Below are 21,740 nucleotides of genomic sequence, written 5' to 3' on the forward strand. Positions count from 1 at the left end.
GCCGAGCGCGCATCAGAGCCAGCCGCGCCGCGCGGCCAGCATGCCCAGGTGGAACCGGTTGGCCGCGCCGAGGCGGGCCATCAGGTCCGCGACGTGGCGCCGGAACGTCCGCACCGAGACGCCCATGGCCCGCGCCGCGGTCTCGTCCTTGCCGTGCGCGGTGAGCAGTTCGAGCACGCGCCGCTCCGTCGCGTCGGGCCCGTCCGGCACCGGCACGAGGTCGGCCGCGGCATTCCACGCCAGTTCGAAGTGGTCGACCAGGCTCGCGACCATGCCCGGCTGGCGGACCATGTACGCGCCCGCGCGATGGTCGGCCGGGTCGATCCGCACGAACGCGACCGCCCGGTCGTAGATCAGCACGTTCCGCAGCACCGCGTCGCTGACGCGGTGGCGGTCCCCGGCCTCGTGCAGGCGGTGCACGCGGGCCGAATACGGCTCGGAGTCGAGCACCGAGCGGTGCACGATCGTCCGGTAGACCACGTCGGAACGCAAGCGGCGCAAGGTGTGCGCGGTGACCTCCGCGCGCTCCGCGAACGGCTCGGGGCCGTGCATCGCCAGCACTTCGCGTGCGCTCGCGCTGATCTCCAGGACCCGCAGCTGCGTGGCCTCGACCCCGTCGAGCCGCTCCACGGACTCGATCGCGGCCGCCTCGCGGTGCTCGGTCAGCAGACCCGGCAGCACCGCCCCGGCGGACGCGATCCCCCGCAGCTCCTCGCCGACCTCGGACAGCCGCCGCGACACGAGCCGGTCGAACGCGGCCCCCGGATCCGCCGGGAGGCAGCGGCCCTCCACGTCCACGTGCACGATGCCCTTGTCGGCCAAGCGGACGACGCTCGCGGCGGCACCGTCGCCGAGCTCCCTGTCGAGCTCGTCGGCCCGCACACCGGGCGCGCGGAGGAGGCGCCGCCAGACCTGCTCGTCCCGCGCCGACAACCCGAAACTCTGGAGCGTCACAGCGCGATGCTATCGGCCCCGGCAGGAAGCTGCACGGCCGGAACAGGTTCCTGCCAGCGCTGACCAGTGCCTTCGGCGCTCGGTCCGCATAGGATCGGCGTTGCGGCCGCCCCGGGCCGCGCCCCGCTTCCTCGATCGGAGTCCCTCGCCGTGCCTGCTGTACGCGTCCTCGTCTCCGGTGCCGGCATCGCCGGCACCACCCTCGCCTATTGGCTGCACCGCAACGGTTTCGAGCCGGTGGTGGTCGAACGCGCCCCCGCATTGCGCCCCGGCGGGTACAAGATCGACATCCGCGGGGCCGCGCTCGAGGTCGTCGAGCGGATGGGCCTAATGGATCCGATCCGCCAGGCCCGCACCGATATCCGGAGCGCCTCGATCGTCAACGCGAAGGGCCGGAAGGTGGCCGGCCTCGACGGCGACACCTTCGGCGGCCGCGAGCACGGCGACGCCGAGATCCACCGCGGCGAGCTCGGGCACCTCCTCTACGGGCTCACCGAATCCGCCGTCGACTACCGCTTCGGCGACTCCGTCAAGGCCCTCGAGCCGACCGGCGACGGCGTCGACGTCGCGTTCGAGCACGGCGCGCAGGAGCACTTCGACCTGGTCGTGGGCGCCGACGGCCTCCACTCGCGCACCCGCGGCCTCGCGTTCGGCCCCGAAGCCGACTACGTGCGCGACCTGGGCTACGGCGTCGCGTCCTACAGCGTCCCCAACGATCTCGGCCTCGACCGGTGCGAGCTGACCTACGTCGGGCCGGGCCGCACCGCGCTGGTCTACAACGCCGCCGGGAACGAGCACGCCACCGCGCTGTTCCTCTGGGCCGCCGCGGCACTCGACTACGACCGGTCCGATCGCGCCTCGCAGGTCGCGCTCCTGCGCGAGGCCTACGCGAACGAGGGCTGGGAGGTCCCGAAGCTGCTCGCCGCGGCCGAGACCGCACCCGACTTCTACTTCGACTCGCTCAGCCAGATCCACATGGACCGGTGGTCGCAGGGCCGCGCCGCCCTCATCGGCGACGCCGCGCACTGCGCTTCCGCCGCTTCCGGGCAGGGTACGAGCCTCGCGCTCGTCGGCGGCTACGTCCTCGCCGGGGAACTCGCGAAGGCGAAGGGCGACCCGGCGGCCTTCGCCGCGTACGAGGGGCTGATGCGGCCGTTCGCGAAGGCGAACCAGGCCCTCGGCCCGTCGAACGTCAAGGGCATGGTCATCCCCACCAAAGCGCGCATCGGCGCCAGCATGGCGTTCCTCGCGCTCGTGTCGCGCCTGCCGGGGAAGGAACGCCTCATGGGCCCGGTCGTGAAGGCCATCCACAAGGCCGCCAACGCGATCGACCTGCCGCATTACGGAGCGTGAGCCGATCGGGGAGGACGCCGGCGCGTGCTAACGTCAGCGGTCGTGACACGCCTCCTCCCCGAATGGTTCGTCGAACGCATCAACCCCGTGCCCGACGAGGACGACCTCCCGGTCTCCACGCTGGAGCTGTTCTTCGACCTGATCTTCGTCTTCACCGTCGCCCAGTTCACCGCGATCATCGCCCACGACCCGCTCATCGGCCTGCTCCAGACCGTGCTCATGTTCGGGTTCCTGTGGTGGATGTACGCCGGCTACTCCTGGCTGACCAACGTGATCCCGCCCGAGCGCCCCGCCCGCCGGATCCTCCTCCTGATCGCCATGGCCGGATGGCTCGTCATCGCCCTGACCATCCCTGCCGCGTTCCACGGCGGCGGCGGCATCTGGATCGCCGTCGGCCTGCTCGTGGTCGTGCTCGTCCACGGCCTCATGTACCTCCAGGCCGCCCGCGCGTTCGGTGCCGTCTTCATCGCCAACCTCGCCGCGGTCGCGTCCGTCTTCGCCGCCGAGATCGGGCCTGAAGGCCTGTGGCGCTACGTGTTCTGGGGCCTGGCCTCGGCGATCGTGTGGTCGGTCCCGATCTGGCACGGCCAGCGCGGCCTGCGCCTCCACCCCGCTCACATCACCGAGCGGCACGGCCTCGTCGTGATCGTCGCCCTCGGCGAATCGGTGGTGGCCATCGGGATCGGTGCGGCCGGACTGCCGATCGACGCGGATCTGCTCGTCGCCGCGGTCCTCGGACTCGCGATCGGCGCGTGCATGTGGTGGTCGCTGTTCGTGCACGACCTGCCCGCGACCGAGCACGCACTCACCACCACAATGGACGCGGTGAAGCGCGTGCGGAAGGTCCTGGCGGGTCTGTCCTACGCGTTCATTCCGGTACTCATCGGCATCCTGGTCACCGCGGCGGGCCTGAAGAAGGCGGTCGGGCACGCCACCGAGCCGCTCGACCTCCCCGCGTCGCTGCTGCTCTCCGGCGGTGTGGCGCTGTTCCTGCTCGGCACGGCCGGACTGCGGTTCTCGATGCCGCTGCCCGGGCCCTGGCAGCGCGTGGCCCTCGCGGCGGCGGTGCTCGTGGCCGCCCCGCTCGGCCTCGTCAACACCGCGCTCCAGTTGGGCGCCATCGTGATCGTCCTGGTCGCGGGGCTCGAGATCGAGCGAAGGGTCGCTAGATCCGCGCTGAAGCCAGCGCTTTCGGAATGACCAGCGGCGTCCCGGTCTCGGGGTCGTCGATGATCCGGCACGGCAGGTCGAAGACCTGCTGCACGGTATCGGCGGTCACGATGTCGGCCGGGGCGCCCTCGGCCACGACCTCGCCGTCGCGCATCGCGATGAGGTGGGTCGCGTAGCGGGCGGCCTGGTTGAGGTCGTGGAGCACCGCCACGAGGGTGCGGCCCTCGCGGTGGAGCTTCGCGCACAGGTCGAGGACCTCGATCTGGTGCGTGATGTCGAGGAACGTGGTCGGCTCGTCGAGCAGGAGCAGCGGCGTCTGCTGGGCGAGGACCATCGCGATCCACACGCGCTGGCGCTGGCCGCCCGAGAGCTCGTCTACGCCGCGCGAGGCGAGTTCGCTGATGTCGGTGGCGGCCATGGCCTCGGCGACCACGCGTTCGTCCTCCGCCGACCACTGCTTGAGGATGCCCTGGTGCGGGTAGCGGCCGCGCGCGACGAGGTCGGCCACCGTGATGCCGTCGGGCGCGATCGGCGACTGCGGGAGCAGGCCGAGGCGGCGCGCGACGGCGCGGGTGGGCTGGGAGTGGATGTCCTTGCCGTCGAGCAGGACGCGCCCGGCCGAGGGCTTCAGCATGCGCGCCAAGGCTTTCAGCAGCGTGGACTTGCCGCATGCGTTGGGGCCCAGGATCACCGTGAACTCCCCTTCGGGGATGTCGACGCTGAGGCCTTCGCTGATGGCGACGCGGCCGTAGCCGATGGTGGCGTCTTCGACTACGAGTGGACCTGCGGTCACGACATGACCCCCTTCTTGCGTTGAGCGATGAGCAGCCAGACGAGGTAGAGCCCGCCGACCACGCCGGTGACGACCCCTGTGGGCAGTTGGCGGTCGCCGACGCCGACGACGGCGATCATGTCGGCGCCGGTGACGATGAGGGCGCCGATGATCGCGGAGAGCATGAAGCTCCTGGTGGAGCCGGTGAGGCGGGCGGCGATGTGCGGGGCAGCGAGGGCGACGAAGGCGAGCGGCCCGGCGACCGCCACTGCCCCGGCGGTGAGCACCGAGGCGGTGACGAGCGCGGTGACGCGGGTGCCGGTCACGTGCACGCCGAGGCCGGTCGCGCTCGCTTCGCCGAGGCGCAGGGCGTCGAGTCCGCGCGAGAGGAGGGCCACGACGATGAGGCCGGCTCCGAGCACGATCGCGACGGTCCGGGCCTGGCCCCAGTCGCGGCCCGAGAGGTCGCCGGTGAGCCAGTAGACCGCCCGGAACGCGTCCACGATGGTGGTGCGGGTGAGCAGGTAGCCGTTGACGCCCGCGAGGATCGCCGCGACCCCGATGCCCACCAGGACGAGCCGGTACCCGGACGGGTCGCCGCCGCGGGTGAGCGCCCAGATCACGAGGCCGGTGGCGAGCGCCCCGAGCGCCGCGAACCCGGCCGTGAGCTGGAGGGTGGCGTCGGTGAGGATGATCGCGACGAGCGCGCCGGAGGTCGCGCCCTGGGTCAGGCCGAGGATGTCGGGGCTGCCCAGGGCGTTGCGGGTGAGGTTCTGGAACAGCGCGCCCGAGAGGCCCATGCACGCGCCGACGGCGAGGCCGGTGGCGAGGCGCGGGAGGCGCAGGTCCCAGAGGATGAACTCGTCGCCCTTGGTGCCCTGGCCGAGCAGGGCCGCCCAGGTCCGGTCGAGGCCGAGCGCGGTCGAGCCGGTCGCGGCGGACCACAGCGCGACCGCGACGAGGACGGCGAGCGCACCGAGGATCGCGGCGATCGTGCGGTGGCGCAGGCGGATCGAATTGCCGCCCAGGCGAAGCACGGTGGATCCGGAGGTCAGGGTGCTCACAGCCGGGCCACCTTCCTGCGGCTCACCAGGTAGAGGAAGAACGGGCCGCCGGCGACGGCGCAGACGATGCCGACCTGCACTTCGGCCGGGCGGGCGATGACGCGGCCGAGCACGTCGGCGGCGATGAGGAACGCCGCGCCCGAGAGCATCGAGTACGGCAGGACCCAGTTCTGGTCGGGCCCGGTGAAGGCCCGTACGACATGCGGCACGACCAGGCCGACGAAGACGATCGGGCCGCACACGGCGGTCGCGGTCCCGGCGAGCACGGTGATCGCGGCGATCCCGGCGACCCGCAGGACGCGGGGGTCGACGCCGAGTCCGGTCGCGGTCGCGTCCCCGAGCGCGAGGGCGTTGAGCGGGCGGGCGAGCAGGACGCCGACGGCGGCCGCGCCGCCGATGAGGAGCACGACCGGGAGCATCGGCGCGACGTGCGCGTTCACGAGCGACCCGACCGACCAGAACCGCATCTGGTCGAGTGTGGCCGCGTCCATGAGCTGGATCGCCGAGACGTACGCGTACCCGGCGGCGGTCACCGCGGCACCGGCCAGCGCGAGCCGCGCGGGGGTCGCGGTCGCGGCCCCGGCGATGAGGTAGACCGCCACGGAGGCGACGGCCGCGCCGGTGAACGCGAAGACGACGGTCCCGGTGAAACCGAAGGAGCCCATGAAGAAGGAGGCGGTCACGACCGCGGCGGCCGCGCCGGTGTTGACGCCGAGGAGGCCGGGGTCGGCGAGGGGGTTGCGGGTCATGGCCTGCATGAGGGCCCCGGCGAGGCCGAGGGCGGCGCCGGCGGCGAGGCCGAGCACGGTGCGGGGCAGGCGCAGTTCGGTGACCACGGGGTACGAGTCGGATCCGGCGTCGGTGAGTCCGGCCCAGACCTGGCCGAGGTCCATCGCGCGGGAGCCGACGGCGACGCTGAGAACCGCGAGGACGGCCAGGACGGCGACCAGGGCGAGGAGGCCGAGGACCCGGCGGGCGGTGCGCGATCGGGCCACGGGTTCCGTTGCGGCCCTTGGCGTATCGAGCACCGGAGCCTGCTCCCTGGCGCTTTGGGCGGTTGACAAGTGCGAACTCCGGAGGGATAGTGTCTGCGGTTTTGTTTAGGCTAACCTAACCGCGAAATCCCCGCCAGGATCGCTCTCCCTCCGAAGGAGTTCCCCGTGCCACTCCGCACCCCTCCGCTGCTGGTCCCCTCCCGTTCCGGACTCACCCGGCGCGGCCTCTTCGCCGCCGGCGGCGGCCTCGGTGCCGCCTCGCTGCTCGCGGCCTGCGGCTCCGATGAGGACTCGGCCGAAGGCACCGGCGGCGGATCGTTCTCGTTCCTCGACGAGCGCGACCAGAAGCACGTGGAACTGGAGTCCGCGCCCGGCACCGTCGTCGCGTTCACCGGTCTCGCCGCGGCCCTGTACGACTACGGCGTCGAGGTCGCGGCCGTGTTCGGTCCGACCACGCTCGCCGACGGCTCCCCCGACATCCAGGCCGGGCGCATGCCCGTCGAGAACCTCACGGTCCTCGGCAACGCCTGGGGCGAGTTCGACGTCGAGAAGTGCGCGGAGCTGAACCCCGAGCTGCTCGTCTCCCACTACTACGAGGGGTTCGACCTGTGGTTCGTGCCCGAGGAGCGCCTTAAGGAGGTCGAGTCCCTCGCGCCGGGCATCGGCATCGAGGTCTCCAGGCCGACCATCGACGAGATCATCGATCGCCATGCGGCCCTTGCCGAAGCACTCGGCGCGGACCTGGACTCGGCGGACAACGCGGCCGGGGTCGAGCAGTTCGGGAACGCCGCGGGCGGTGTGGCCGCCGCGGTCGCGGACAAGCCGCTCAAGGCGATGGCCGTGGGCGCGTGGCCGGACGGGCTGTACATCGCCAATCCGCCGACGTTCAACGTGCTCGCGAAATGCGTCGAGCTCGGCGTCGACTTCGTCGTCCCCGACAACGCGGACCAGAACGGCTACTGGGAGCTTCTGTCCTGGGAGAACATCGACAAGTACGAGGCCGACGCGCTCTTCCTGGACGTGCGCACCGGGAACATCACCGCGGAGACGCTGCTCGCCGACTACCCGACCTGGGCGGCGCTCCCGGCCGTGGAGGCCGGGCAGGTGTACGGCTGGAACGGCGAGCCCGTGTACTCGCACATCGGCGGTGCCGTTGAGCTGGAACGGATCACCGAAGGCCTCGGCGCCGCGCAGCCGCTCGGCTAGCGATTCGCCTAGCCGCGGGGCCAGTGGCTGACGCCACGTGAGGACCCCGATGCAGCACGCCAGAATCTGATGAGGTTAGCCTAACCTCAGATCGGCCGGGCTGCGTCCGCGAGCCGTTCCCAGTCCGGCCCCTCAAACCCCCTTCAAGAAGGAGACACTCACATGGCTTTCGATGCCGACAGCGTCAAGTTCGGCCGACGCGGCCTGCTCGCGGGCGGCGGCGCCCTCGGACTCACCGGCGTCCTCGCCGCGTGCGGCGCGGGCGACGACGAATCCGGGGACGACGCTGCCGAATCGCAGCCCTGGGAGTTCACGGACGACCAGCCCGCCACCGTGAAGCTCGACCAGACCCCGGCCAAGATCGTCGCCTTCACCGGCATGGCCGCCGCGCTGTACGACTTCGGCATCGAGGTCCCGGCCGTCTTCGGCCCCACCACCAACGAGGACGGCTCGGCCACCACCCAGGCCGGGAACCTGCCCGTCGCCGAACTCGAGGTCTTCGGCAACGTCTACGGCGAGTTCGACGTCGAGGCCTTCGCCGCCTACGGGCCCGAAGTGCTCATGACGCACTTCTACTACGACCCCGCGACCCTCTGGTACGTGCCCGAGGAGAGCCACGACGAGATCACGAGCCTCGCCGAAGTCACCGCCCTCAACGTGGACGACGGCGCGAACACGCAGGACCAGATCATCGCCCGCCACGCCGAGCTCGCCGAATCCCTCGGCGCCGACCTCGACTCGGAGTCCAACGCCGCCAACAAGGAACGCTACGACGCCGCCGTGGAGGCCCTGAAGGCCGCCGCCGCGGCCAACCCGGTCAAGGTCCTCGCGTGCTCGGCCGCCGCCGAGACCTTCTACGCCTCGAACCCGGCCACCGGCAACGACCTGCGCTTCTTCGTCGAGCTCGGCGTCGACCTGATCGTGCCCGACGCGCTGGACGAGGCCACCGGGAACTACTACGAGCTCCTCTCGTGGGAGAACGCCGACAAGTACCAGGCCGACGTGCTGCTGCTCGACAACCGCGTGCAGGCCCTCCAGCCCGACGCGCTCACCGAGTTCCCGACCTGGACCGCCCTCCCGGCCGTGCAGGAAGGACAGATCGTGGGCTGGGAGGCCGAGCCGATGTACGCCTACGGCCTCGCCGCCGCCTCCATCGAGGCCCTGGCCACCGCGATCCAGAACGCCAAGAAGCTGGTCTAGAGCCAATGCGAAAGGGGCGGGTCCTGCCGGACCCGCCCCTTTCACTGCGCTACCTGATCTCGATGGTGATCACCGACGGGTCGTGGTCGGAGACACCGTAGTTGCCGTAAGCCGGCGCTTCGCCGAACTCGTGGGCGTCGGCCGGGTAGTCCGAGTTGATGTGCGCGGACACCGCGGACTCGACCTCGCGCAGCAGCCGCGGCGAGACGAACATCTGGTCGAGCGTCTGCGTCTGCCCCATGTAGGTGTAGGAGTAGGCGGCCTCGGGGTGCTCCTCCACCATGTAGTCGTACATGCTGGAGAGCCCCGAGTGCTCGTACAGGCCCGCGAGCTGGTCGGACGGGCCGACCCAGTCGCCCGCGATGGTCTGGCCCTCGGCGAACGGGTCGTCCGGACGCGGGAAGACGTTGAGGTCGCCACCTGCGAGGACCTTCGCCCGGCGGTCGTTGTCCAGGATCGCGGAGCTGATCGCGGCAAGGTAGTTCGCCTGCTCGGTGCGGTGCAGCACGCGGGTGTTCGGGCTCGAGGAGAAGTGGTTGTTGATCAGGAAGATCTCCGAGGCCTTGAAGCCGTGGTTGTCCTTGAGGTAGAACTTCGCGACCTGGGCGGGACGGCTGAACACGTCGAAGCCGTTGCAGGCGTAAACACCCGAGCTCTTGCACTGGTCGATGACCTCCTGCGGCAGCGCCGCGTTGAGGGCCTTCGGGTTCTGCACGTCGGCGTTGATCGCGTCGGCCTCGGTCGGGTACTCGACCTCCGGCTCGGCGCCGAAGACCGGGTCCCAGTCCTTCACCTTCGACAGCCCGGCCAGCTTGGGCTGGTACAGGAAGCCGGTCATGATGCCGCGCGTGTCGGCCGAGTCCAGGTCGCCCACGGCCGTGTAGTCGGGGCCGCCGTACTCGGCGATGACGAGCGCGAGCTCCTGGATCGAGTCCGGCGCGCCGTCGCCGCCGGTGTTGGCGTCGCTCGCGTTCACCAGGTCGCACACCAGGCGGTCCGCGCCGAGGTCGGAGTCCTCGGTCCACTCGGGGTTGACCGAGCAGACGTCCTGGGCCTCGCCCTCCTGCGTCATCAGGATCGCGGGGCTGTGCAGATCGTCCACGATCTGGCCGGCCTGGCGCAGCAGCTGCTCCTCGTACTCCTCATAGGAGGCCGGGACGTAGTTGAACGGCGGCTTGACGTTCCCTTCGGGGTCCTCGGCGTCGGTGCAGCCGGCGTTCCCGGTGTAGTCGCAGCCCGAGTTCGGGTTGTCGCGGAAGTCGTAGAGGTTCTCGATGTTGTACGAGGCGATCGTGGCCTCGTTCCGGCCCGCGGGCTCGACCGGCTCGTTCTCAGCCGGCTCGAGGCCGCCTTCGAGCGCGAGGTCGTTCGCGACCTGGATGCCGTACTTGGCGAACGAGAGGTACACGCCGCCGGTGTTGGCCCCGGTGATGACGTCGTAGGTCTTGGCCGGGGCGATGATCGTCTCGTTCGTGCCTTCGGTGGCGCGGATGCCCATGTCGCCCATGACGAACAGGTAGCCGTTCCCGTCGTCGAAGCTGCCTTCGACGGTGTCGAGCGGGTGCGCGTCGCGGTAGGCGCGAGCGGCGTAGCCGTCCTGCTGGGCCGCTTCGCTGTCGCCGCGCATCGCCCAGACCTCGCCGCCGCTGGAGTACACGTCGCGACCGGCGGTGACCACCGAGTCGGCGGGCACCGTGAGCTGCATGCCGAGGTGGCGGCGGAAGTACTCGGTGGAGGCCTTCGCGTCGTCCGGCGGGTCGACCTCGACCGTCTCGATCTCGGCGAGCGGGTCCAGCCCGGAGGCGACCACGTCGTAGACGAACGTGGAGCCGCCGCTGAACTGGATGTTCCCGAAGTAGTTGCCGACCACGCCGCGCACGACGATCTCGTCGCCGACCTTGACGGTCCAGTTGGCGCCGAGCTCGGTCTGCGCGGGCGAGCCGTTGAGGGTGCGCACCGTGGAGAACTTGTTGTTGAAGACGAAGATGCCGTCGGAGGAGAGCGGGTCGCCGTCCGTGGCGTCGGCCTTCTCCTGCAGGAAGAAGCCCTTGTTGCCGGAGGGGTCGAGGGTCTCCTGGGTGACCACGCCCTGCACGTACACGGTCTGTCCGGCCAGGGGCGAGGTGAAGTCGGTGTCGCCGTTGGCGATCGAGCCCTGGACCTCGCCGATGTTGACGATGTCGACGTCCGCGTAGGCGGATGAGGCGAAGACGAATCCGGCGGCGCCGACGATGACCGCGCCTGCGGCGGCCGCCGCGAGCCGGGCTCGTCGTCTGAGGGAACGCACAGGAAGACTCCAATGCTGTCGTACGGGACCTCGGCGCGAGGGCGCGCCGGAGGCGAATGATGATGGGGGCGATCTTCACTCAACCGCAACAGCGGGTCGAAAGCAAGGCTTCAGAGTGAATTCCTCGTATCATCCCATGTCTATTTCCGGAGTAGACCCGGCACGGGCCGCACGGGACGGGGGCGGACCGCTGTTCGCGGCCCGCCCCCTGTCCCGATCCGTCGGATCAGCCCCAGTAGCGGGGCGTGTAGTAGTCCGGCACTTCGACTTCGGCGAAATCCATGTCGGAGCCGAGGTAGAAGCTCGGGTACTGCGGCTGGTTGTAGGTGGTCTGCTGGTTCGCCACGCCGACCCGGTACTGCGGGTCGTGCATGAGCGTGAACAGCTTGTGGCCGGTCACCTCGGTGGAGGTGAAGACGCGAATCGCGCTGGAGTCGGCGGTGCGGACCAGCAGCTCCTCGCGCCAGTCGCCGAGCACGTCGGCCACCAGGCCCGGGTTGCCCTTCGTGTAGTTGTTGGTGAGCGTCCCGGCGGCGTCGAGGACCACGCCGTCCTGGTAGTCGCGGATCGTCGTCTCCTCGACGGTGGCGGCGTCCGCGCCGTGCACGAGCTGGGTCGTCAGATCGGCGTCCCAGCGGATGTTCATGTTGGTGCCCGGCGTCGGCGCCTCGATCGGCTCGCCGGTCACGGTGAACAGGCCCTCGGGGTTCCCGGCCTGGTCGGGCGGGAGCGAAGCCCACGCCTCGTAGCCCGGGATCGACGGGTCGATGTCGCCGACCATGCCGCGCCCGGTGTCGCGGCCGGAATAGCCGCCCCACAGGACCTCGCCGGTCTCGGCGTCGCGCATCGCGTACCCGTACGGCGCCCAGGCGCCGCCCTCGAAGACCGAGAAGATCTCCAGCCCTTCGCGGTTCGGGTCGAAGTCGCCCACGTGGAGCGCGTCGCCGTGGCCGAGCTTCGCGAGCGTGCCCGGGTTGTTGGCGTTCTCCGGCATGGTCGCGTAAGACGAGTAGAGCAGCGAGCCGTCGTCGTCGAGGGTCGCGGCCCCGTAGACGATCTCCTGCTTGCCGTCGCCGTCCACATCGGCCACGCTCAGCGAGTGGTCGCCCTGCGTGGTGAGGGTGCCCCACTCGGGGTCGGGTCCCTCGACGCCGTGCGGGGAGCCGTTGAACGGGTTGGACATCGGGGCGTGGCCGGAATCGGCCTGCCAGCGCTGCTCCAGGTGCTCGCCGTCCCAGTCGATCGCGGTGATGGTCGTGCGCGTGTAGTAGCCGCGGGCGAAGATCGCCGAGGGGTGCTCGCCGTCGAGGTAGGCGACGCCCGAGAGGAACCGGTCGACGCGGTTGCCCGGTTCGATGCGGGCCATGGCGTAGTCGCCCCATTCGAGCCCGTCGTCGCCGCGCTGGACCGGGAAGTCGATGGTGTCCATCTCCAGGCCGGTACGCCCGTTGAAGACCGTCAGGTATTCCGGTCCGGAGAGGACGAACCCGGCGAAGTTCCGCAGCTGGTTCCGGGTGGAGCGCGAGGGCGCGTAGACGTCGATGAAGTGGTCCGCGAGCGTCTCGGCGTCGGCCTGCGAGAGCGGGTAGGCGAAGTCGAACTGCGCGTCGGCGCCGAGCGCGGCCTCGATGGTCGCGGGCCAGTCGCCCTTGACGACCTCGGGGTGCTCGTGCCAGTCCATGAACATCTGCACGAGGTGGTCGTAGTAGCCGGCGGCGGAGAGCCGGTAGTCGTCCTGGTGGGTGACTCCCGCTTCCACGTCGTCCTCGGGGAGCGTGATGTAGCGCTCCTCGCCGTCTTCCACATACGAGGTCGACTTGGTTCCCGGCGCGGTCTTGAGCATGACCTCGGAGATGCCGTCGCCGTCGAAGTCGTACACGTCGAACTGGGTGTAGTGGGCGCCGGCCCGGATGTTCACCCCGGGCTCGATGCGCCAGAGCAGCTCGCCCTCCTGGGTGTAGGCGTCGATGTAGACGGGCCCGGTGTAGCCGACCTGCGAGACGTCCTTCGAGTTCGAGGGGTCCCACTTGACGACGTACTCGTAGTCGCCGTCGCCGTCGAGATCGCCGGGGCTGATGTCGTTGGCCTTGTAGCGGTAGGCCTCCCCGGCTGGGGTGACGCCGTCGGCGGGCTTCTGCAGCGGGATGTCGAGGTAGCCCTCGGACCAGGGCGTCACGGTGTCGGAGACGTCGATGGGCCAGCCGCGCTTGACAGCGACGACCTTGTACTCCGAGTCGGCGTCGCCGGCTTCGTCGAGGAAGTTGGTGGAGTCGGTGACGGTGGCGATCTTGCGGCCGTCCCGGTAGACCTTGAAGGTCGCGCCGGTCAGACCTGAATCGTTATAACCGGTCACCTCGTCGGCGAGCAGCCGCCAGCTGAGGAAGACGCCGTCGCCGGTCACGGCCGCGATCAGGCCGCGGTCGAGCCGCTCGAGCTGGACGTCGTCATGCCGGCCGCCGCCGTGCGACTGCGCCGAGGCGGTGATCCCGACCCCGGCCAGCGCGCCGACCAGCGACACTGCGACGACCTTGCGGAACATGGAGGGAGGACTCATGGAAGGGGCTCCTCGAAAGCGCACGAGGCCTGCGAAAACGCGTCGAAGTCTTGGAGGGGACGCGCTCAGACCTCAATTGAAACGATTTAACGCATCGAAGACTATCGACCTCATCCCCGCCTGTCAAGCGCTTCCCAACCACCCGCCTGTGACGGCAGGTACGCCAGGCCCCCCACATGACTCCCCCGCAACGGACTCCGGTACAGTTCTACCTCGTCCCGGTCGATTAGCTCAGCGGGAGAGCACTCGCTTCACACGCGAGGGGTCACTGGTTCGATCCCAGTATCGACCACCAGCAGAAAGAAGGCCCGGCGGATATCCGCCGGGCCTTCTTTGTCGCCAAATCCGGGGCCATTGCCGGTGTTATTCGGCCTCTCCGAACTCCTCCTCAAAGACCACATCGAGCAGGTTCGCGCCCGCCGTGATGACCGGCCGGAGCTGGTGCCGGTAAACGGTCCTCGTGGTCGAGGTCTTCTTGTGTCCCACCAGGTCAGCGATGAGCTGCTCCCTCGCGCCCTGGATCGACATCCCCGACACGAAGGTGTGTCGCAGTTCCCGAGGGACCCACGCCCCTTCGATCTCGGCCTCTCTCACGATTGCTTGGACGAAGCGGCGCACAATGCGCGCGTCCTTCACGGTGTCGTGCCGAGTGCCGACGATGTAGACGACGCCCTCGTGTTCATGGCCATTGCGCTTGTGCGACTCGACTTGCTTCACCGAGTAGTCGAGGAGGATCGCGACCACGTGGGACGGGAGGGCGATCGTGCGGCGGCTTTTCTCGTTCTTGGTGTCGCCCTTCTTGCGGACCGAGCGCCAAACTTCGGCGGATATCCTGACCGCCTCCCCCCTGACCCTCAATGCTTTCGAGGACGCCAATGTTCGACCCTGCCGCACTGACCGATCGCGAATACCTCGCCCTCATCGCGCAACGACCCGGCATGTTCACGGGCCGAGTCACCTACGAGCGCATGGCCCAGTTTCTCCATGGCTACGATCTCGGATCGCAGCGCGCCGGCGGCCGCGGGCTCGACGGAATCCGTGACTGGCTCTTGGCCCGGCTCGGGCATTCCTCCCCGCTGATCTGGACCTCGATCGTTCTACAACTCGCGTTCCCCGGTCAAGATCAAGTCTTCGATGCCCTCACCGCGGAGCAGGATCGGCAGGCGCTCAAGCTGCTGTTCGTCCTCATCGACGAATTCCTAGCCGAACGCGAACACTCAGAAGAATCTTGAAACCAGCTCGCAGGGAACGTGCCCGGCATCAAGGCCGCCCAGGACCTGGTCGCCTTTCCCGAGCAACTTGAGGCCATGTCTGCGCAGCTGGGTAGGCCATGTCGGATCCATCTCGAATGAGACCAGTGAGCTGCAGGAGCGGCTGCGGGATGTCTACTGGATCGGGGGGACCAGTGGCCCCGGGAAATCGACCACCGCCGCCCGATTCGCTGCAGAGCATGGGTGGCGCTTGTATGTGACCGATGACGTGATGTCGGATCTCGCCCGCCGGGGAAGGCAGCGAGGGGTCGGTCGTGCAGAACCGGGTGGTCGGTCGGGACCGGTCCCCCGGCTCGTTCATATCCTTCGACGAGACCATGTGCAATGAGATCGGAGGTCCAGATGATGACTCGCAGGGTAGTGATCGGACTCCTGATAGTCCTCGGGCTCGGCCTGATACAGACGCATAGCGCGTTCCCGCATGAGACCACCACGTGGACGTGGGAGGGTCAGGAGGTGCTCGCAACCGATACCTGCAGGACTGAATACATCGTTCACTCGGAGGAAGGCTTCCAGCAGGGCGGCGCAACCGAGGTACGTTGCGAAGAAGTCGCAACTCCGCACACGGAGCAGCACGGTTGGAGCATCGAAGCGCTCGCTCTCGGACTCCTCATCGCTGGTGGCGCGCTCGCTGGCCTCTTCGTCATCTGGGCAAGGTCGCGTCGCATTTAGGGCAAATACCTCAGTGTCTGTCCCGCGGATTGTGCGGTCGAGGTCGGTCCCGACGGGAGGCTGTGACGAACCCGAGTTCGGGCGGCAGATGCTTCCAGGTGATACCGGTGTAGAGCACGAACAGGACACCCTGCAAGCATCCTCGGCCGTCAGGGGAAATCGAGCCGCGCTTCCCAAACCGGCGGACCGGGAACAACGCCTCGATACGGATCCATAGTTCATCGTCAATCTCCCAGGGTTTCGCCATGCCCGTTCAACGAACCAATCCGAAACCCTCAGTCAGCCAACCAGTCCGATCGTCGCAGAACTTGAAACCAGTTCCAAATCAGCGGGTCGACATCCTCGACAAGTTGATGGCCGAGTTCGTGACCTTACCGATAATTCGGCGGTGCAGCGGGGCCGGTAGGTTCGGTCCCGTGGGCGGCGTTCTCGTCACCGCGGCGATCGGGCACCGAGCCGCGAAGGAGACCGCGTCGGGCGGGAAGAAGATCGCGACGCGCAGGAAATATTGTGATTTCTTGTGCGTCGCCCGCTATCTGACGCCCATCCCCTGGGCTTATCCCCCAATCCGCGCGGATGGCAAAACGGCTGCAGGCCCCCCTCACGGGGCCCATGTGATCGCCTGTGACCGGCAGTTCCCGGTCACAGGCGATCCTTTTTCGAGGCTCGGTTGAAGTCGCCGACCACTGGCTGGTGACTCGTAGTCGACTTCGCAGCCTTGGGCCTTCTCAGACTGACTGAGTTACGCGTCCTGATCCATGATCTCGAGGACGAGCGCCTCGCCGGGGGCGAGCAGCGGGAGTTGCAGTCCCACTTCGGAGATCACCGAACCGGGCAGCCGGAGGCCGCCTTGCGAGAGCCAGGGCGGGGGGATTTCGTCGAGGCCGCTCGGCACCGGCAACTCGGGCACGGGCGCGACCCGGTAGCGGCGCCCCGGATCGAGTCCCGGGACGCGGAGTGCCGTGGCGAGTGCGCGGTTCCCGGTGGCGTGGCGGGCGATGCGCATGACCGCATGGCTCTGGTCGTCGCTGACGACGGCAGTCGCGGTGCATCCGTCGTCGCCGGTGTCGGGATGGCTGAGCGTCCCAGTGTGGAGAAGGCCGCGGAGGCGGCGGTAGCAGCTGACCGCGTGGCGCAGCCGGTCGAGTTCGTCCGGCGTGCAGGCGGTGATGTCCCATTCGATGCCGAAGGAGCCGAACAGGGCGGTCGCGATGCGGAAGTCGAGGGTCGACGCCCGGTGGGTGGTGTGGGCGGTCGGCGGGCCGATGTGCGATCCGATGAGTTCGTGGGGCAGCAGCAGTTCCGTCCACCGTTGGATCGCCAAGCGCTCCAACGGGTCGTTGGTGTCGGAGGCCCACACTCGGTCGGTACGGTCGAGGATGCCGAGATCGACGCGGGCGCCGCCGGAGGCGCAGGATTCGATCTCCAGCATCGGGTGGCGCTCGCGGAGCCGGTCAAGGAGCCGGTAGACGGATTCGGTGTGCCGGTGGACGTTCGAGCGTCCATCATGGACGGCCTCGATGAGGTCGCGGTTCTGGTCCCATTTGATGTAGTCGAGCTCGTATTCGCCGACGAGCGCCGAGATCGAGCCGAGGAGGTGGTCGAACGCCTCGGGGTTGGTCAGGTCGAGCGCGTACTGGCCGCGCCACGCTCGCGTCGACGGGGGCTGGAGCAGCCATTCGGGGTGCTCGCGCGCGAGGTCGGAGTCGGGGTTGACCATCTCGGGCTCGAACCACAGGCCGAACTGCATGCCGAGGGAGCGGACGGTGCGCACGATGGGGTGCAGGCCCTCGGGCCACACCTCGGGGTCGACGGTCCAGTCGCCGAGCCCGGCGGAGTCGTCGCGCCTGCCGAGGAACCAGCCGTCGTCGAGCACGAACCGCTCGACGCCGATGCCGGCGGCCGTGCGCGCCAGCGTTTCCAGGCGGTCGAGGTCGTGCTTGAAGTAGACGGCCTCCCAGGTGTTCAGGACGACCGGGCGGGCCTCGCGCGGGTGCGAGGGCCGGGCCCGCAGCGAGCGGTGGAACCGGTCGCCGAGGCCGTCGAGACCCCGGTCGCTCCAGACGAACACGGCGTCGGGAGTGCGGAAGGACTCCCCTGGCGCGAGCTCGATCTCGCCGGGCCGCAGGAGCGGCCCCGCGCCGAGGACAGTCCGCGCTTCGGGGAGGGCGTCGTGGCGGTAGACGGCGTCGCCGCTCCAGGCGAGGTGCACCGCCCACAGTTCGCCTGCGGTGGCGTCGAAACCGGGGGTGCCCAGGATGAGGGCGAACGGGGAGTCGTGGCCGGTGCGGCCGCGCCGCGTTTCGCGCACGCGGCTGCCCTGCGCGAGTGGGCCGCGCTGGGGGACGCGCTCGCGCGTCCAGCGGCCGGTGAAGTCGAGGACTTCCGCGGCGCGGTCGTCGACGGGCATCACGGCTTCGAGCGCCGCGAGCGACAAGGGCCGATCTCCGGTGTTGACGACTTCATGCGCGATGCGCAGGACTCCGGCGTCGTCAAGATGGAGTTCGCTGCGGAGGAGGAGGCCGGGGGCTTCGGCTCGGAGGTGCAGCGTCCCTGTGTCCACATCGGTTTCGAATCCCGAGTCGGCGACGGTCCATCGGGGGTATTGGGCCTGGCCCGCACGGTGCGCGGCGAGGCCGGGGCGTCCCTCCCAACCGTCCTGCTCGCCCGGCACCAGGGTGAGGGGCCAGGGAGCGTCGAGCGCGCTGGGCGAGACCGAGCGGGTTCGGGCCTGGCGCAGCTGTTCGAAGTCCCCGTGGCTCAGGTCGCCGAGGTCCCGGCCCCAGTGCAGGACCTCGGGGAGTCCGTGCTCGGGCAGATGCACGACCACGGATACGCCTCCGGCCCAGAGCATCCGGGTCTTCCCGTTGTCGTCTAGGCCATCGGGGACGCTCGCGGCGACCTCGCTCGGCGCCGGGGCGGCCTGCCTGAAGTGGGGGACTTCGACGACGGCTCGCGGTTCAGTCATGCGGACTCCTCGATGGACGTGTTCGGGGCCGTCCAAGTATCGACAAGCCGCATGACTTTGTCAATATAGAACACTAACTCTTGATCGTGGCCCAGGAAGTCCCGGATCGCGAGCACGGCCCCGGCCCGGGCCCACTCGTCGAACTCGAACGGCTGGATGTCGAGGGTGATCGGTGCGCTGTCGGGGTGGCGGCCCGCCTCGACCGCGGCGTCGAGTTCGGCCCGCGCGAGCTCGGTCACCGCGATACCGTCGCCGGTGATGATGATCTTCTGGGGGTCCACGGTGTTCGCCAGCGTCGCAACCAGGACGCCGAGCGCGTGCCCTGCGTCGCGGAACGCCTGCTTGGCGGCGGGGTCGCCGCTTCGCGCGAGGTCCACGACGCTCGCGTAGTCCAGGCCGGGGGTGCGCAGGGCGCCGACGATCGCCGCGTTCGAGAGGTACGAGGCCAGGCAGCCGCGGTGCCCGCGTTCGCACCGCGGTCCGCTCGGGTCGACCGGCAGGTGCTCGAGGCTGCCGGCCCTGCCGTTGGCGCCGGTCACGACCTTCCCGTCCACGACGATGCCGACCCCGATCCCGGTACCCACGGTGATGAGCACCATGGACTCGTACCCCACGCCGATGCCGAACCAGTGCTCGGCCACCGTCAGGGCGCGGACGTCGTTCTCCGCGGCGGCGCGCACGCCCAGGCGCTCGCTCACGAGGTCGGCCAGCGGCACCTCGCGCCAGCCGAGGAACGGCGATTCCAGCACGATCTGGCTCCCGCCCGCGGAGGCGACGTCCCCGGCGAGACCGATCCCCGCTGCGGCGATGCCGGGATACTCGCCCGAGAGGCGCTCGTAGGCGCCGCCGATCTGCTCGACGACGTCCTCGACCTTCCGCGACGCCAGGGGCTCGTCGAACTCGGCGAGGGCCTGCGCTTTGAGGTCGGTGACGACGGCGAAGAGCCTGTCGCTGGTCAACTTGACGCCGAGGAAGCTCCTGCCGTCGGGGCGGATGTGGAGGACCTCGCTGGGCCTGCCGGTCGCCCCCCGCAGCTCGATCGCGCCGCTCGTGACCAGGCCCTGCTCGATGAGGGCGCGCATGACCACCGTGAGGCTCGTCCGCGAGATGCCGATGGTCCGCGCTATCTCCGCGCGGGACTTCGGACCGTGGATCAGCAGTTCGCGGAGGGCGCTGCGCTCCAGGCCGCTGAGGGAGGGCCCGGGCGGGCGGCCCTCGGCTTGCGGTGGCGACGTCGTCTGCATGGGGTTCTCCTCGGTTTGTACTCAGCCAACGTTATCGGGGCGCTCAATCACCGATCTATGCCCTTATATGTCTAGTTCATAACTATTTTCCTACCGAATTCGCGGCGCATACTTGGTACGGCTAGTTGACAAACTAAGCGACATCTGCGTACCGTACATCGCACCAGGTCAGGGATCCACATACCTCAATTCCCCTGATCTGCGTCCCTCCCTATCCCTTCGCAACAACGAGGTCAGCGAAAATGGCTAATCCCTCCGACCGGGCGCCCTTCAAGCGCCGCTCACTGTTCAAGGCCGCTGGGCTCGGGGCCGCGGGGGCCGCGGGCCTGCCGGTCATCGCCGCCTGCTCAGACATCGAGTCCAACGGCGGCTCCACCCAGACGAGCGACGGATTCGACTTCCTGCCCACCCACGAGGACTGGCCGCTGCCGGTCCAGCCCGACCTGGTCGGCGAGCCGCCGCACCACCCCTCCGCCTTCACCTCGTATCCCGAGCCGGTCCAGGCCATCACCGACCTGCCCTCCGGCAAGGGCACGTACGAGATCACCGTGCCGTGCTGGGGCGCCGCCCCCTCGCAGGACGACCCCTACTTCGCGGCGGTCGCCGCAGCCTGGGGCGGCACCGTGGTCAAGCTCCGCCAGGGCGACGGCATGACCTACGGCGACACGGCGGTCCAGTGGGTCAAGGCCGACGAGTACGGCGACGGCATCCAGCTGTTCAACTACATGACCGGCTCCTTCAGCAGCTTCCAGGAAACGGTCGTCAACTCCTTCTACGACCTCACCGAGATCGTGCAGGGCGACATCGCCGAGCGCTGGCCGCTCCTCGCCGCCCTCCCGTCCGAATCGTGGGGGCAGGCCGTGTGGTCCAAGGACCCCGACGACCCCGAGACCGCGGGCATCTACGCCATCCCCATGACCTACAGCGGCGGCCAGGGCAACGGCATCCTCGCCCGCACCGACCTCCTGGAGGCCGAGGGCCTGGCGATGCCGACCACGGTCGAAGAGTTCCTCGAGGTCGCCCGCGCCTGGACCGACGACTCGGCCGGTCGGTGGGCCACCGTCGGCCTCGACTGGTTCATCGGCCAATGGTTCAATCTCGGCGGCATCGACGGCTGGAACTGGGACCCCGAGCAGAAGAAGATGATCAACAACATCGAGCGGCCCGAGTTCACCGAACTCATGGAGTTCCGCCGCACCCTGTGGGACGAAGGGCTCATCCACCCCGACGCACCGACCGGGACCCTCGACGCCGCCGCGATGCAGCAGGCCGGACAGGTCATGTTCACCCAGGACAACCTCGTCCGGTGGAACGACTACAACCTGCTGGTCAAGAAGGGCGAGGCCGAGGGCGCGGTCGCGCCGCTCCCGCCGCTGGCCGCGAAGGGCCGCACCCCCATCGTGACGGTGTCCGCCGGTATCAGCGGCTGGACCTTCCTCAACAAGAACCTCTCCAAGGAGCAGGTCGAGGAGATCCTGGACGTCGCCAACTGGGCCGCCGCACCGTACGGCACCAAGGAGCACGAACTGCTCAACTACGGCGTCGAAGGCGAGCACTTCGACATCGGCGCCGACGGCAACCCCGCGTTCACCGCGGTCGGCAGCGAGGTCGTCCAGAACCCGGTGAACTACAAGGCGTTCGCCCAGGTCGACACGTTCCTCACCGGCGACCCCGACATGGTCGCAGCGCGCTTCGAGTACAACGCCTCGATCCAGCAGTACATCGTGGAGCCCCCCTTCAAGGGCATCCGCATCGAGGCCCCCGCCGCGGCGAAGGCCGCCGGGACCACCCTGTGGGACCAGCAGTCGGACATCGCCTTCGGGCGCGCCGAGCTCTCCTCCATCCCCGAGATGGTCGAGACGTACTTCAAGAACGGCGGCGAAGAGGCGCGCCAGCACTACACCGACGCGTACCTGGCCGTCTACGGCGACGAGTAGCGCACTGGTCGGGGGGGCCCCCCCCGGCGCCCCCCCCCCCCCCCCCCCGCAGTTGACCCCCGGGCAAAACGACCGATTGGGCACAACCCCTCA

General features: G+C 69.4%; 16 protein-coding genes, 1 tRNA gene and 1 pseudogene. 8 read left to right on the top strand and 10 right to left on the bottom strand.

Going from position 1 to position 21,740, the window contains the following annotated elements; genetic code table 11:
- Positions 1-12: 12 nt before the first annotated feature.
- On the bottom strand, positions 13-954 hold the full coding sequence (locus O1R50_RS12545; RefSeq protein ID WP_270110397.1) for a helix-turn-helix transcriptional regulator: 942 nt from the start codon (positions 952-954) through the stop codon (positions 13-15).
- Positions 955-1,104: 150 nt separating this feature from the next.
- On the opposite strand from O1R50_RS12545, the gene O1R50_RS12550 reads away from it, so the two are divergent.
- A complete protein-coding gene (locus O1R50_RS12550; protein ID WP_270110398.1) occupies positions 1,105-2,307 on the top strand; it encodes an FAD-dependent monooxygenase in 1,203 nt (400 codons plus the stop codon).
- 42 nt (positions 2,308-2,349) lie between these two features.
- On the top strand, positions 2,350-3,507 hold the full coding sequence (locus O1R50_RS12555; protein ID WP_270110399.1) for a low temperature requirement protein A: 1,158 nt from the start codon (positions 2,350-2,352) through the stop codon (positions 3,505-3,507).
- On the opposite strand, the gene O1R50_RS12560 is transcribed toward O1R50_RS12555, so the two are convergent.
- The 3 genes from O1R50_RS12560 to O1R50_RS12570 are packed head-to-tail and all read right to left on the bottom strand — an operon-like array spanning position 3,473 to position 6,377.
- Positions 3,473-4,270 carry an ABC transporter ATP-binding protein gene (locus tag O1R50_RS12560; protein ID WP_270110400.1) on the bottom strand — a complete coding sequence of 266 codons (798 nt, stop codon included), beginning with the start codon at positions 4,268-4,270 and terminating at the stop codon, positions 3,473-3,475. The genes O1R50_RS12555 and O1R50_RS12560 overlap by 35 nt on opposite strands.
- Entirely contained in the window at positions 4,267-5,313 is a 1,047-nt protein-coding gene (locus tag O1R50_RS12565; RefSeq protein WP_270110401.1) for a FecCD family ABC transporter permease, read from the bottom strand. Before O1R50_RS12565 ends, O1R50_RS12560 begins: the two co-directional genes overlap by 4 nt.
- Positions 5,310-6,377 (bottom strand): FecCD family ABC transporter permease, encoded by a 1,068-nt coding sequence (locus tag O1R50_RS12570; protein ID WP_408612681.1) that lies wholly within the window; start codon positions 6,375-6,377, stop codon positions 5,310-5,312. Before O1R50_RS12570 ends, O1R50_RS12565 begins: the two co-directional genes overlap by 4 nt.
- A 96-nt stretch (positions 6,378-6,473) precedes the next feature.
- Here O1R50_RS12570 and O1R50_RS12575 point away from each other — a divergent pair, with 96 nt between their 5' ends.
- Together O1R50_RS12575 and O1R50_RS12580 are read left to right on the top strand one after the other, a co-directional pair.
- Complete coding sequence (locus O1R50_RS12575; RefSeq protein WP_270110403.1) at positions 6,474-7,514, top strand: ABC transporter substrate-binding protein; 1,041 nt, start codon at positions 6,474-6,476, stop codon at positions 7,512-7,514.
- A gap of 162 nt (positions 7,515-7,676) precedes the next feature.
- Positions 7,677-8,714 (top strand): ABC transporter substrate-binding protein, encoded by a 1,038-nt coding sequence (locus O1R50_RS12580; protein ID WP_270110405.1) that lies wholly within the window; start codon positions 7,677-7,679, stop codon positions 8,712-8,714.
- A gap of 49 nt (positions 8,715-8,763) precedes the next feature.
- Here the strand turns inward: O1R50_RS12580 and O1R50_RS12585 are convergent, their stop codons facing one another.
- Together O1R50_RS12585 and O1R50_RS12590 are read right to left on the bottom strand one after the other, a co-directional pair.
- On the bottom strand, positions 8,764-11,001 hold the full coding sequence (locus tag O1R50_RS12585) for a hypothetical protein (protein WP_270110406.1): 2,238 nt from the start codon (positions 10,999-11,001) through the stop codon (positions 8,764-8,766).
- Positions 11,002-11,227: 226 nt separating this feature from the next.
- Positions 11,228-13,555: a rhamnogalacturonan lyase gene (locus tag O1R50_RS12590; protein WP_270110407.1), complete on the bottom strand. Its 2,328-nt coding sequence runs from the start codon at positions 13,553-13,555 to the stop codon at positions 11,228-11,230.
- A gap of 220 nt (positions 13,556-13,775) precedes the next feature.
- Between O1R50_RS12590 and O1R50_RS12595 the strand changes: the two genes are divergently transcribed.
- Positions 13,776-13,850: transfer RNA gene (locus tag O1R50_RS12595), tRNA-Val, on the top strand.
- A gap of 68 nt (positions 13,851-13,918) precedes the next feature.
- Here O1R50_RS12595 and O1R50_RS12600 read toward each other — a convergent pair.
- A complete protein-coding gene (locus O1R50_RS12600) occupies positions 13,919-14,431 on the bottom strand; it encodes a tyrosine-type recombinase/integrase (RefSeq protein WP_270110408.1) in 513 nt (170 codons plus the stop codon).
- On the opposite strand from O1R50_RS12600, the gene O1R50_RS12605 reads away from it, so the two are divergent.
- Positions 14,431-14,787, top strand: coding sequence for a hypothetical protein (locus tag O1R50_RS12605; RefSeq protein WP_270110409.1), 357 nt, complete (start codon positions 14,431-14,433; stop codon positions 14,785-14,787). The two genes, O1R50_RS12600 and O1R50_RS12605, sit on opposite strands and share 1 nt — an antisense overlap.
- A gap of 381 nt (positions 14,788-15,168) precedes the next feature.
- On the top strand, positions 15,169-15,498 hold the full coding sequence (locus O1R50_RS12610) for a hypothetical protein (RefSeq protein ID WP_270110410.1): 330 nt from the start codon (positions 15,169-15,171) through the stop codon (positions 15,496-15,498).
- A gap of 67 nt (positions 15,499-15,565) precedes the next feature.
- Here O1R50_RS12610 and O1R50_RS26335 read toward each other — a convergent pair.
- From O1R50_RS26335 to O1R50_RS12620, 3 genes and pseudogenes are all read right to left on the bottom strand, one after another.
- A pseudogene (locus O1R50_RS26335) lies at positions 15,566-15,745 on the bottom strand (transposase); the annotation flags it as partial.
- A 495-nt stretch (positions 15,746-16,240) separates the two neighbouring features.
- Positions 16,241-18,466 (bottom strand): alpha-galactosidase, encoded by a 2,226-nt coding sequence (locus tag O1R50_RS12615; RefSeq protein WP_270110411.1) that lies wholly within the window; start codon positions 18,464-18,466, stop codon positions 16,241-16,243.
- Complete coding sequence (locus tag O1R50_RS12620; protein WP_270110412.1) at positions 18,463-19,710, bottom strand: ROK family transcriptional regulator; 1,248 nt, start codon at positions 19,708-19,710, stop codon at positions 18,463-18,465. Before O1R50_RS12620 ends, O1R50_RS12615 begins: the two co-directional genes overlap by 4 nt.
- A 242-nt stretch (positions 19,711-19,952) precedes the next feature.
- On the opposite strand from O1R50_RS12620, the gene O1R50_RS12625 reads away from it, so the two are divergent.
- Complete coding sequence (locus tag O1R50_RS12625) at positions 19,953-21,647, top strand: type 2 periplasmic-binding domain-containing protein (RefSeq protein ID WP_270110413.1); 1,695 nt, start codon at positions 19,953-19,955, stop codon at positions 21,645-21,647.
- Positions 21,648-21,740 lie beyond the last annotated feature (93 nt).

Source organism: Glycomyces luteolus (assembly GCF_027622875.1).
Classification (GTDB): Bacteria; Actinomycetota; Actinomycetes; order Mycobacteriales; family Micromonosporaceae; genus Glycomyces; species Glycomyces luteolus.

What these genes read in the sequence shown, in the direction of transcription:
- O1R50_RS12580 (WP_270110405.1), top strand. Translation starts at nt 7,677, where the DNA reads ATGGCTTTCGATGCCGACAGCGTCAAGTTCGGCCGACGCGGCCTGCTC.
- O1R50_RS12590 (WP_270110407.1), bottom strand. Translation starts at nt 13,555, where the DNA reads ATGAGTCCTCCCTCCATGTTCCGCAAGGTCGTCGCAGTGTCGCTGGTC.
- O1R50_RS12605 (WP_270110409.1), top strand. Translation starts at nt 14,431, where the DNA reads ATGTTCGACCCTGCCGCACTGACCGATCGCGAATACCTCGCCCTCATC.
- O1R50_RS12610 (WP_270110410.1), top strand. Translation starts at nt 15,169, where the DNA reads ATGATGACTCGCAGGGTAGTGATCGGACTCCTGATAGTCCTCGGGCTC.
- O1R50_RS12615 (WP_270110411.1), bottom strand. Translation starts at nt 18,466, where the DNA reads ATGACTGAACCGCGAGCCGTCGTCGAAGTCCCCCACTTCAGGCAGGCC.
- O1R50_RS12620 (WP_270110412.1), bottom strand. Translation starts at nt 19,710, where the DNA reads ATGCAGACGACGTCGCCACCGCAAGCCGAGGGCCGCCCGCCCGGGCCC.
- O1R50_RS12625 (WP_270110413.1), top strand. Translation starts at nt 19,953, where the DNA reads ATGGCTAATCCCTCCGACCGGGCGCCCTTCAAGCGCCGCTCACTGTTC.